Genomic DNA, 11913 nt, shown 5'->3' with positions numbered 1-11913 from the left:
GCACCCAAAAAAGCGATCTTCCCGCCGAGACGGAAGATCGCTTTTTGATATCGTTAATAGTTTATCCGTTAAATGATTTATCGCTTGAAAGAACACAGATGATCTTACAGATCGTCAAATCCGTTATCATCACCGACTTTACCGTAGTTACGGGATTTGGCTTCGAAGAAGTCCGTCTTCGTTGCATTCAACGCCTCATCAGAGAACGGTTTAATCCAAGGCATACTGTTGACGTCAACGCCCTCGTACGCTTTGTCCATACCCATCAGGCGAAGACGCTTGTTCGCTGTGAACTTGATGTAGTCCTCAAGCTCAGGAAGATTGATGCCGCGTACTTTTTGCAGTGTGTAGTGTGCCCAGTTCGTTTCGAGCTCTACTGCACGGTTGATCGTACGATAGACATAGTCCATGTTCTCTTTTGTATTCAGCTCTGGATAGTCAGCCAGCAGCTGCTTGTAAACTTCAGCGAAGAAATAGCAATGCTGGTTCTCATCCCGCTGAATGTAAGAGATCATCTGTGCCGTTCCCATCATCTTCTGATCCCGTGCCAGATTGTAGAAGAAAGCAAACGTGCTATAGAAGAAAATACCTTCGAGAATCATATCGGCAACAAGCGCCTCAAAGAACGTCTGCGGCGTAGCTTCGTCACGGAAGTTCTGATAAATATCCGCTATGAATCGATTCCGCTCCAGCAGGACGGGGTCATGCTTCCAGTACTCGAAGATTTCCTTCTGCTCATCCCAGGATACGAGGGAAGAGAGCACATAAGAATAAGACTGATTATGCACGACTTCCTGCTGGGCAATAATAGCAGAGATCGCCTCAAGCGAGGAATCGGTCAAGTATTCTCTAACGTCCCCGACGAACATGGTCTGCATGGAATCGAGCACCGCCAGCAGGCCGATGTTGATCTTGAACGTGCGCTGTTCTTCGGCATCCAGATGCGGGAACTGCTGAGCATCCTTGGACATTGGAATTTCGTCTGCGATCCAGTAATTCAGCAGCAGCACTTTGTAGAGTTTATACATATGAGGCATGCGAATGTCGTTCCAGTTCAGAATCCCGGAGTTCTCGCCGTTGATGATACGGGTGGATTTATTCGGTGCCTCAGTGTTGAAGATCTTTTGCTCATTCATTCGGGTGTTGCCTCCTTAAGATTCACATGATTCACATTCGTTCTCAATCGTAAGCGCACGGCTGCGTACGTAGTAAGTGGACTTGATGCCCGCCTTCCAAGCATGCAGGTGAAGATCAAGGAAATCTTTTGCACGGATATCAGGGCGCACGTACAAGTTAAAGCTCTGTGCCTGGTCAATGTGACGCTGACGCGCAGCAGCCATATCAATGGAAGCGTGCTGATCGATATTAAATGCAGTCTTGTAATACCAAATCGTCTTCTCGGACAGATCCGGTGCTGGATTCGCAATCTTGTAAGTTGTCTTCTCTTCATAAGACAGTAGCTCATACAGCGGGTCAATACTTGCTGTGGAACCGGCAATGATCGAAGTCGATGCGTTTGGTGCGATCGCCATCATCCATCCGTTGCGTACACCATGTTCACTTACTTCTGCTGCAAGCTCATTCCACTGTGCTGTGCTGACAAATTTGCCTTCACGGCTTCCGTCCGTGTAGCCGCGGGATGCGAAGTAGTTACCGTTCTCCCAATCAGATCCCGCAAATTTAGGGAATCTTCCTTTTTCTTTTGCCAGCTCCATACTGGATTTAATGGCAATATAGCTGATCTTCTCATACAGGTTGTCATTGTAGGTTACTGCTTCTTCGGATTCCCAGCGAATACCTTCAAGCGCAAGCAGGTGATGAAGACCGAAGGTACCAAGACCGACAGCACGGTACTGGCTGTTCGTATATTGTGCTTGAAGAACTTCAATATTATTAATGTCAATGACATTATCGAGCATACGCATTTGAATCGGAACCAGACGATCCAGAACACCATGTGGTACAGCGCGTGCAAGATGGATCGAGTTCAGGTTGCAGACAACGAAATCGCCCGGCTTCTTGGTAATGATGATGCGGGTCTCGCCGTCCTTGGTCACAAGCTCTTCCTGCTCAATCGTTGTAGCAGACTGATTCTGCATAATTTCTGTACACAGGTTGGAAGAGTAGATCATTCCTTTGTGACGATTCGGGTTCGCACGGTTTACCGTATCACGGTAGAACATGTACGGTGTGCCTGTTTCCAGTTGTGATTTCATGACACGCTTCATGATATCAATCGCTTGCACCGTGATGCGGGACAGGTCCGGATGATTGGTCGCTTCCTCGTATCTTTCACGGAAAGTGCCTTTGCCGAATTCTTCATCATAGAAGTCTTCAAGACCCAGAGCACGGCCATTCTCATCCTTCCAGCCCATCACTCTCTTCACTTCATGCGGATCGAACAGATTCCATTCGCCGCGGCTCTCTACACGCTCAAGGAACAAGTCCGGCAGGCAGATGCCGTGGAAAATGTCATGGGCACGCATGCGCTCGTCACCATTGTTCAGCTTAAGATCCAGGAATGCCAGGATGTCTTTATGGAAAACATCAAGGTAAACGGCAATCGCACCTTTACGTGTACCGAGCTGATCTACACTGACAGCCGTATTGTTCAGCTGGCGAATCCAAGGGATAACGCCGGAGCTTGTGTTCTTATGTCCACGGATATCGGAGCCTCTGGAACGTACTTTTCCGAGATATACGCCGATGCCGCCGCCCATTTTGCTGAGACGTGCTACATCCGTATTGGAATCGAAGATTCCTTCCAGCGAGTCGTCAACCGTATCAATGAAGCAGCTGGACAGCTGGCCGGCTACCTTCTTACCTGCATTGGACATCGTTGGGGTAGCTGCTGTCATATAGAGATTACTCATCGCCCAGTAAGCTTCCTTAACGAGCTCAAGACGTCTGTCTTCTGGCTCTTTGTGCATGAGGTACATCGCGATAACCATGTAGCGCTCCTGCGGAAGCTCCATAACTCTGCCGTCAAAGTCGTTCGCAAGATAACGCTCTGCCAGCGTCAAGAGACCGATGTAATCAAACAGTAGGTCATTTTTGGCTTCAATGGTGGCGCCTAGTTCTTCAATTTGTTCTTTTGTATAGCACTCGAGCAGCTCTTCGCGATAGATGCCTTTTTTCACAAGTGTTGTGATCAGTGGATAGAATGCACCGTACGGCTCTTCCGGATATGCTTTATAACGGCGGTTGTTAGCCGCTTTTTTATATAGAGAAGTGAGCAGTGAACGAGCTGCTGCATATTTCCAGTTCGGCTCCTCTTTGGTTACCAGCTCAAGAGCTGACATGGAGAAGGCATTGCTGATTTCTTCACTGGATACTTCGTCACGGCGCAGTTTTGAGGTTACACCACGTACGAGTTTTTCTTTATCAAGCATAGGCAGATCAGCAAGAATACGGTCTGCGTATACGGAAATACGGATCTCGTCAAAGGCAAGCTGACGATTGTTTGGTTTATTAACCACTTGTGGCATGAAGAGCCCTCGCTTTCTTATGATAGTGATAAATGGAGTAAAGCATTAAAAAAGTAAGATCATCCTGCTGTGAATTTCGCTGCATCTACATCGTGAATTTTCGGGCTAGAGAATCGTACTTGAAGTCATCGTACATAGAAAAAGCATTTTCCGGCTTTCTCGCGGCCAGATAAATGCCATTTGCGTCCCCGCTTGCTGGTATGGTTATACTGTCCGCAGGGGAAACGCGAGTTAAGGTGTAAATATAGGATTATTGGATAGCCCATATGTACCTGCTCAGTTCGTTGTCCCGTAACATGAAGCTCTTAAATCTCTAGAATTGCCTATTGTGGAGTAGCATAAATTTCTACTAAAAAAAGCTTGACAGTTATAGAGATTCGTACAATGGTCGATTCCGGTTCAACACTACATTTGGTTGATGTATTACAAGATTACCCCAATATGTTGTGCTTGTAAACACCACCTTGATGTTGAAACGCATTTGCGATTATAGCAAATATCCCAACATACCGCAAAGGAAAAGGGTTGGAAGAAGTAGTAGAATCTCTTAAATATTTTTTTTCTGTGAACAAGGATCATGCTACAATGGGTATATCGTCAACAAAAGTCAGAATGTTGAATCATGCGAAGAGCCCACAAAGGGTAAATTATCAATAATTGGAATTATGACTAACTTGGAGGGGATATAATTGGCTATAGCTGAGGTGACTATTATTCCGATTGGGACAGGAAGCACAAGTCTGAGTCCTTATGTGGCCGAGCTGCAGCGTACGCTGGCTAAGCAGCCTGGAATCCAATACGAGCTTACATCCATGAGCACCATTATCGAAGGTGAACTGGACGATATATTTGCAGCCATTCGGGCATTGCACGAGACCCCATTCGGTGCAGGCGCACAGCGGGTCTCTACCTCGGTTAAGATTGATGACCGCCGTGACAAGCTGTCCTCCAGTGCCCAGAAGCTGGCTTCAGTCAGAGAGAAGCTGTAGATTTTGATGTCTTCTCATCATTCATTTCCGCGCCCTGCCCGACTCGATTACATCTACATGTAGTATATATAATGACCAGACTGTCTAAATGTTCCGTCTTGCCTTGAAGTTCTCGAATAGATGCAGAGAGGATGAAGGGGAAATGCCGCAGGATAAGCCCAATATTATCTTTTTCATGACAGATCAGCAGCGCTGGGATTGCATAGGTAAATTTAACGAGCATATACACACGCCTAATTTAGATCGTTTGGCTGCCGAGGGCATCACATACAGTCAGGCCGTTTGCCAGTCTCCGATGTGCGTACCCAGCCGGACCTCCATGATGTTCGGATATTATCCTTCTCAGACAGGGGTCAGAACCAATTACGGCGGCATTTATGATGAGGACAGGCTGCCCTCTGATCCGCTTCCCGAATTGATGCGCAAGGCAGGATATCAGACAGCTGGATTCGGGAAAACGCACTGGAATCACAGCGAGCGGACGGAGATTCCTTCTGCCCGCGGGTTTGAGGTGAGGGCCGTAGGACTTGCGCGGGACAGCGGACATTACGAGGAGAATGCAATCATGATGGGCGACACCCATCCCGATTATCTTGAAGCTTACACCAGTGAAACGGCTCACTTTGGCAGTGGTGAGGAGAATGTTCACGGTTATATAGGCATGACCAGCCGGGTACCAATGGAGCAGCATCGTGACGGATGGGTCGCCGAGCAAAGTCTCAAGTTCCTGGATGAAGGTGTAGATCCGGATCGTCCGCTTTTTTTCTATCTGTCGTTTCTTAAACCCCATGCCGGCTTAAATGTTCCTAAGGCATTCGAGGATTTGTACTCTATTGCCGATATCCCGGATATTCCGCAGCCCCCATGGCTCGACGAAGAGAATACTCACCTTGCAGCATCAGATGAACTTAACAGCCGAAGCAGGGAGTCCTATCTGGACAAGAAAAAGGTATTCCTTGCGATGAGCGAAGAGGAGCGCAGACGTACAACACTCCGGTATTTTGCCAATTGTTCCTGGCTCGATCATTACTTTGGCTTGGCGCTTGAGAAGCTTGAACGGCTGGGAAGGCTGGAGGATGCGCTGATCGTCTTTGTTTCGGATCACGGAGAAATGCTCGCTGAACGGCAATTCCGGTTCTCTAAATATAATTTGTATGATGCAAGTGTCCGGGTGCCATTGATCTTATCGGGCTCGTGGATTGCTGAAGCGCGGCGGGGTACCATCGATGACCGTCCGGCAGAGCTTGTCGATCTCGTTCCTACGCTAAGCGTTGCTGCTGGATTGCCGCGCAATCCCATGCTGCCGGGATTTGATCTGCTGGGAGACTTGAGGCGGCAAGGGACATTCTGTGAATTCCACGGAAAAGGAGTCAGCGCACCGCATTCCGCACCGGCCTATATGTGGCGGACGAAGGAGTGGAAGCTGATCTTGTATATTGAGGGATCGGTGCGGGATGCTGCCTCAAGAGTACAGCACACCAAGGGAGAGCTGTATGACCTTGCGGCTGATCCTGGTGAGTGGGTTAACCTGTATGAAGCGGAGGAGCATGCGGGAATTCGGGAAACGCTAAAGACAGCGCTGCTGATGCATCTTGCTGTTGCATGGTCTAAGGGACCCGTGCTGTACGATAAGGGCGGCTTGTCACCGCTTGCGTAAGCGCTGTGGATGTCCTTGTATTATGCCAACCTATTATTGCAGATAGATTCACATAAAGAAGCGAACGCTGTAATAGCGCTCGCTTCTTTGGTCGTTTAGAGCTATATAGGTGCTTGTATGTCAATATCTTGATGTAAAATTTTGTGCAGTGGGTGCAGATCGAACTTTAGAAGTGAGCAGCAACGATGGTAGAGGAGTGTTTAATATCATGTATGTTAGCTGATATCCGTCCTTGGTCACAGATAATGACCAGGTTCTCTGAATCAGGGCTGATTTCGATTTCACCGAAGTAGGATGTGCCGTTATGCATCACTAAGCATACGCTGTATCCTTTATCTTCTGCATATTTCAGTGTGTCAAGCATGAGAATCCCTCCATTCCAAAAATATTACATACTCTATGTATCGACTAGATGGTCGCAAATGATAATAATGGAACAAAAAAACAGTTAAGTAATTTGATTATACTTAATTTTAAGATAAAAAAACATCCTCTTTTTTCCACGAAGAGCTGCTTATTTCAGTTATATACAAAAATGCGGGATAAGCTCTGGCCAGATCGAATGAACTATAAAAAAATCAGCCGAAAACCTTCCCGCTATTCTTCTTATCGTGAAACGACTGCCCATATCAATTGATGAGGGATCGCATAAGCTACTCTAGGTAATGTGAATTTTCTGCATCAAGTAATAACCTCTGTTACGTTCGGCAGGTATAGATCTTTCATCGCTATATATAGTCCGATGCCTGCAGCAATGAATGCAAGGATAGCAGCGATCAGGGCTAAGTATTCGATCTTATTTTCTGCAGCTTCTTCCGCAGTGTTGCCATTACTGTTTCTATTCTTGCTTGATATGCTGCTTTTTTTCATCCGCGTCACCCTCTTTGCTCAAGATGCCTCCGTTCTTTCTTCTAGTTTATGAATGCTCATAGGAAGGCGTTCTAAAAAAGGGTGCTTTCCCAAGTGATATTTACCCGAAAGGAGAGAAGCCCGTGAATAAACAGCAAACCGGTATAAGAAGGAAAGTGTCAAAGGCTCCGATCAGGAAAAGGACAAAGAAGTCAGCAAAGCGTGAAGCTGCCTCTAATGCTTTTTCTCTATTGTCATCGAAGCTCCTGGAGAACTTATCCCCGGAGCAGTTCTTGGCTCTATGCAGTACCTTAATTGAGATGAAGGATGGGGTTGTCGACATATTTAAAGAGGTGAAGCCTGAGAAGAAGCAGAAAATGCACGGTCTGATCGTGCAGTTCCTTGATCAATCCGACCAGCTCAATCTGCCGAAGAAATATAAGGCTGCATTGGGTGAGCTTGGGCAGAGATTGAAGCAGATGAATCTGGATCAAACGGCCCCAGCGGGAGTGAATCAAACTGTGCAAGCCTTACCGAATCCTCAGGGATCATCGCAGGGATTACCGAACAAGCCGCAGGTTCAGCAGGCACCACATCAATACCCGCACCATCCGCCAGGTCCGAATGGCCCTCATCCTCAGGGAAGACCTCAACAACAACCGCTTCTGCATCATCCCAATGGACCACATCTCCAAGGAGTCCCTCACCACCTACCTCATCCGTCCTATCCCCATGGACCACACCCGCAAGCTTCATCTCCCCACTTATTCCACCCTGGTCGTCCCCATCCTGATCACCGATCACCATCACATTCTGATTAAACGACAGCACGAAATTAAATAAAAGGGCAAAAAGCCCGGTCGAAACAGAGCCGAGCAACATATGGTATGAGTGTAGTAAACAGAAAGGAGGAGTTACAATGAGCGAAGTAGGATACGGATACGGCGGCCAAGTAGGCGGATTCGGCGGTTACGATGGAGGTAAATCCCTCGGTGCAATCTTGGTATTGTTTATTCTCTTGGTTATTATCGTTAAAGCTTTCTGCTGGTAATGATTTGACCATGATATAAACTTAAGGTCTGCCTGCTTATTTGGGCAGGCCTGAAGTTTTGGCAGAGAGTACACGATGTAATCGTACTGCCTTGAATAAGTATACATAGTCGTCTCCATAAGCAGAGAGCCGTGCTCGTGACCATGTGAATTCAATCAGTATATGCTGTATGCCATAGAATGTTGGACAGCCCCCGTGCGATGTATGCTCGGGGGCTTAATGTTTGTGCTCCCAAGGTCGCCCTCGTCTAAATGATCAAAAGCGGCTTGGTTAAGCAATATAAATTTAACCTATATTCTAATGCTGCACTTCGTAGTAGCGTAGAAACTACTGCTGCATTGTATTCCTCTACTTACATTTCACACAACAAAAGCCCTGCCTCTCTTTTGTCCTTACGGCTCCGATGACCGCGCCAGTTTGAATGAAAATCATAAAATCTCGTGTTTGGGTTATAACGCGATTACTCCATGGGGTTAAATGAAGAGTTATCTTAATCCGGATCATATGCATTATTCTTATGTCAGCCGCGAATAAATGCATGACCTTCAAAGAGGAATGTAATGGGGTTAAATATTCATAATACTACCTAGTATATCATAGATGACAGCAATTTACAAATAAAGAACTTCTTCAGGGAAAACAGGAAAAAGCTTATTCTCGAAATTGGGACTTCTGGGCTATAATAGAACTTGAGAATAAGCTTCTAGGGAAAGCGAGGTTGTATTCATCTTGCCACGGTATCAAGCGCTGCGCAAAAGATTGGCTGTTAACTACATCGCTAGCTGGGCTGCAACTGCTGTACTGGCGCTTCTGTCTATACGATCTTTAACGCTTCATCTGCATGCGGCAGAGTCCCGCTATTTGGCATGGATCTTGACTGCCGCATTACTTCTTTCACTGTTGATTGGAATATACCTTATCTTCAGGCAGGTTAGACCGTATAGAGATATACAGCTTCAAGTGGAGACCGGCACAGGTCTTCAGCAAGCGTATGATTTTCTCCACACCTTGCCGACTTATGCCTTCTGTCGGATACTGTACCCTCATTATATTTGCTTGTCTTTACCTGTCGTGCTGCTGAGCACGATCCTGAGGCGATTAGATCTTCTCCATCTATCATTTATACATACTTTATATATTGTAATAAGCCTTTTTTTCGCTGCTCACCTGCATGCCATCATTGACTTTATGATGACAACGAGAGCGATTAGACCTTACATAACAGCTGTTAAAAATAAAGCGAAGGCAATCGGAGCCCTGCTGACTTATACAGGGAAACAGTTCGTTTCTCTTGGTTCCACAACAGGGATGAGGACGACCTTTATTATCATCATGTATCCTTTGCTGCTCATATTCTTTATAACTGAAGTTCAACAATTTTATTTTTCTGAAATTGTCATGAGGGAGTATGCCGGCGGACTTGGCGTATGGCTTCTGCTGCTTGGCATCGGTTTCTCTATGTTTGCAGCAGCTTGTCTTATAAAACGAGATACGCTGGAGGCTGTAGAACAGGACTCGCAAACAAAAGATGGACAGATCGAACCAAGCACCTGTCATTCGGCATTCTACTCTATGACAGAAGGGTTTAATCGATTAAGTCTAGAGCTGAAAGAGAGAGACGAGCTGGTGAAGCAGCTGCAGGACAGCTATTTTTGTACACTATCGGCAGCGCTGGACGCCAGAGATCCATATACTGCGGGTCATTCTATGCGGGTGGCAGAATACTCGGTCATGATTGGCCGCAAGCTGGGGCTTGCAGAGGAAGAGCTTGATACCCTCTACAAAACTGCGCTTATTCACGACATCGGAAAGGTAGGCATCCCCGATATGGTGCTCCTGAAGGAAGGTAAGCTCAGTGAAGAGGAGTATCTGACAATTCAGCGTCACCCGGTGCTTGGCGAATCTATATTGCAGCATGTACAGCCGGCGCAGTCGATTAAGCCGTTCCTGTCCGGGGTGCGTTCCCATCATGAGCGTTATGACGGTAAGGGATATCCGGATCAGCTGGCTGGAGAGCGGATTCCGCTATTTGGCAGAATTATCGCAGTGGCGGACGCCTTCGACGCCATGACCTCAGACCGGCCTTACCGCAAAGGGATGAAGGATGAGGAGGCCATCTCTATACTGGAGCAGGGCCGAGGGACACAGTGGGACCCGATCATTGCAGGGATATTTGTAAACCAGTACCGGTGCAGACCATCCTGCTGTTAAGAACTTCATCTCCTACTTTGTCGATTCAACGACCCCGATTTGGGTTAAGAATATAACACGCTGGTGACATACTTTCTAGTCTCTAGGAACTTGGGATCACCATACAGACAAGGAGATGAGAAGAATGGATAACAACGTATTTAAAGGTAAATGGAATCAAGTGAAGGGCGAAGCCAAGAAGCAATGGGGTAAGCTGACAGATGATGATCTGGATGTCATCGATGGTGAGAAGGACAAGCTGGTCGGCAAGCTTCAGGAGCGATATGGTCACTCCCGCGACGAAGCCGAGAAGGAATATGATAACTGGAGCAGAACGTACCGTTAATTTAGTTTGAACTCATGCTCGGGTCCAGCCTCAGCTAAAGCTAAGGGCATGTAACTATGAGATATTCAGTTCATTCTATATAGAAGCTTTAATGCATCAATTTCATAACGATGAATCCAAATTTAGAGAGCACAGATCCCATAGAGGATTTGTGCTCTCTTTGCATGGTATGATAGGGAAAAGTGAGTTTTTCAGGAGGTCTAGCTAGTGGGACGAAAAGGATTAGTCATTGGGGCTACTGGATTGGTTGGCAAGCAGCTCGTATCACAGCTGCTCGCACATGATGAATATGAACAGGTTACCGCGCTCGTGAGACAGGAGCTTCCGATATCCCACCCTAAACTGTCTCAAGTGATTGTGAACTGGGACGAGCTTGAAAGGCATGAGGAGGCCTTCATTGGAGCAGACGAATTGTTCTGCTGTATGGGCACGACCATCAAGAAGGCAGGATCGCAGGCGGCGTTCCGCAAAGTTGATCTGGAGTACCCCGTTACTGCAGCCAGACTCGCGTTGTCTCATGGGGCGAAGCAGATGATCGCTGTGACCTCCATGGGGGCCGACAGTACCTCACGCATCTTCTACCTCCGAACGAAGGGAGAGTTTGAGGACGATATCGCGAGACTTGGCTATCGCGGTGTTCATTTTCTTAGACCATCCTTGCTGCTTGGCGACAGAGAAGAGAAGCGCATAGGGGAGAAGATGAGTGAATGGATGTTGACACTAGCCGATCCGCTTCTTCGTAAAGGAAAAGGCCGGGAGTACCGGGCGATGCCGGTTACTCATGTTGCGAAGGCGATGATTATAGCAGCACTAAGGGATCAGAGCGGAGTCTATCGCCATTCGAACAAAGACATTTGGAAGCTGGCCGAACAACATCAATAGACAAGCCTGCTTCCTTTGACTACAATGACTATAGCAAAGCTTGGATAAACAAAATAAGAGGAGGAGATACATATGAGTAAGAACATGATTTCCACAGAGAATGCACCTGGAGCCATTGGACCTTATAGCCAGGCCGTCGAAGCGGGAGGTTTTATCTTTACTTCCGGACAGCTCGGCATTAATCCGCAGACAGGGGAATTTGGTGATACCGTTGAGGAGCAGGCTCGTCTCTCCCTTGAGAATGTGAAGGCCATTCTTGAAGCAGCAGGCTCAAGTTTGGATCAAGTGGTGAAGACGACGGTATTCCTGAAGGACATGAATGATTTTGCTCGTGTCAATGAGGTGTACAGCTCGTTCTTCAACCAGCCTTATCCTGCACGCAGTGCAGTTGAGGTCGCACGCCTGCCGAAGGATGCACTGGTCGAAATCGAGACGATTACGCTTAAGAAATAATAAGAGCT

The 11913-nt window shown here is 47.1% G+C and carries 12 protein-coding genes; 7 read left to right on the top strand and 5 right to left on the bottom strand.

Features of this window, described 5'->3' with window-relative positions; genetic code table 11:
* Positions 1–104: 104 nt before the first annotated feature.
* Both BK126_RS22645 and BK126_RS22640 read right to left on the bottom strand, forming a co-directional pair.
* Positions 105–1136 carry a ribonucleotide-diphosphate reductase subunit beta gene (locus BK126_RS22645; RefSeq protein WP_076314804.1) on the bottom strand — a complete coding sequence of 344 codons (1032 nt, stop codon included), beginning with the start codon at positions 1134–1136 and terminating at the stop codon, positions 105–107.
* Positions 1137–1151: 15 nt separating this feature from the next.
* Positions 1152–3488, bottom strand: a complete 2337-nt coding sequence (locus BK126_RS22640) for a ribonucleoside-diphosphate reductase subunit alpha (RefSeq protein WP_076314803.1) — start codon at positions 3486–3488, stop codon at positions 1152–1154.
* Positions 3489–4177: 689 nt separating this feature from the next.
* On the opposite strand from BK126_RS22640, the gene BK126_RS22635 reads away from it, so the two are divergent.
* Entirely contained in the window at positions 4178–4477 is a 300-nt protein-coding gene (locus BK126_RS22635) for an MTH1187 family thiamine-binding protein (protein WP_076314802.1), read from the top strand.
* A gap of 142 nt (positions 4478–4619) precedes the next feature.
* Positions 4620–6134: a sulfatase family protein gene (locus BK126_RS22630; protein WP_076314801.1), complete on the top strand. Its 1515-nt coding sequence runs from the start codon at positions 4620–4622 to the stop codon at positions 6132–6134.
* Positions 6135–6300: 166 nt separating this feature from the next.
* Here BK126_RS22630 and BK126_RS22625 read toward each other — a convergent pair whose 3' ends face one another.
* The 3 genes from BK126_RS22625 to BK126_RS22615 form a co-directional block, all read right to left on the bottom strand.
* Complete coding sequence (locus BK126_RS22625; protein WP_047911460.1) at positions 6301–6498, bottom strand: hypothetical protein; 198 nt, start codon at positions 6496–6498, stop codon at positions 6301–6303.
* 317 nt (positions 6499–6815) lie between these two features.
* Positions 6816–7004, bottom strand: coding sequence for a hypothetical protein (locus tag BK126_RS22620; protein ID WP_076314800.1), 189 nt, complete (start codon positions 7002–7004; stop codon positions 6816–6818).
* Between the two features lie 399 nt (positions 7005–7403).
* Positions 7404–7790, bottom strand: coding sequence for a hypothetical protein (locus BK126_RS22615; RefSeq protein WP_076314799.1), 387 nt, complete (start codon positions 7788–7790; stop codon positions 7404–7406).
* A 112-nt stretch (positions 7791–7902) separates the two neighbouring features.
* Between BK126_RS22615 and BK126_RS29655 the strand changes: the two genes are divergently transcribed.
* The 5 genes from BK126_RS29655 (at position 7903) to BK126_RS22595 (ending at position 11905) form a co-directional block, all read left to right on the top strand.
* Positions 7903–8034, top strand: a complete 132-nt coding sequence (locus BK126_RS29655; protein ID WP_218145894.1) for a YjcZ family sporulation protein — start codon at positions 7903–7905, stop codon at positions 8032–8034.
* A gap of 729 nt (positions 8035–8763) precedes the next feature.
* Positions 8764–10245, top strand: coding sequence for an HD-GYP domain-containing protein (locus BK126_RS22610; RefSeq protein ID WP_076314798.1), 1482 nt, complete (start codon positions 8764–8766; stop codon positions 10243–10245).
* Positions 10246–10369: 124 nt separating this feature from the next.
* Entirely contained in the window at positions 10370–10570 is a 201-nt protein-coding gene (locus BK126_RS22605) for a CsbD family protein (protein WP_047911464.1), read from the top strand.
* A gap of 207 nt (positions 10571–10777) precedes the next feature.
* Positions 10778–11452 (top strand): oxidoreductase, encoded by a 675-nt coding sequence (locus tag BK126_RS22600; RefSeq protein ID WP_076314797.1) that lies wholly within the window; start codon positions 10778–10780, stop codon positions 11450–11452.
* Positions 11453–11524: 72 nt separating this feature from the next.
* Positions 11525–11905 (top strand): RidA family protein, encoded by a 381-nt coding sequence (locus tag BK126_RS22595; protein ID WP_076314796.1) that lies wholly within the window; start codon positions 11525–11527, stop codon positions 11903–11905.
* Positions 11906–11913: the final 8 nt, after the last annotated feature.

It is taken from the genome of Paenibacillus sp. FSL H7-0326 (assembly GCF_001955535.1).
Classification (GTDB): domain Bacteria; phylum Bacillota; class Bacilli; order Paenibacillales; family Paenibacillaceae; genus Paenibacillus; species Paenibacillus shunpengii.
This window is presented reverse-complemented; position numbering and strand designations above follow the sequence as displayed.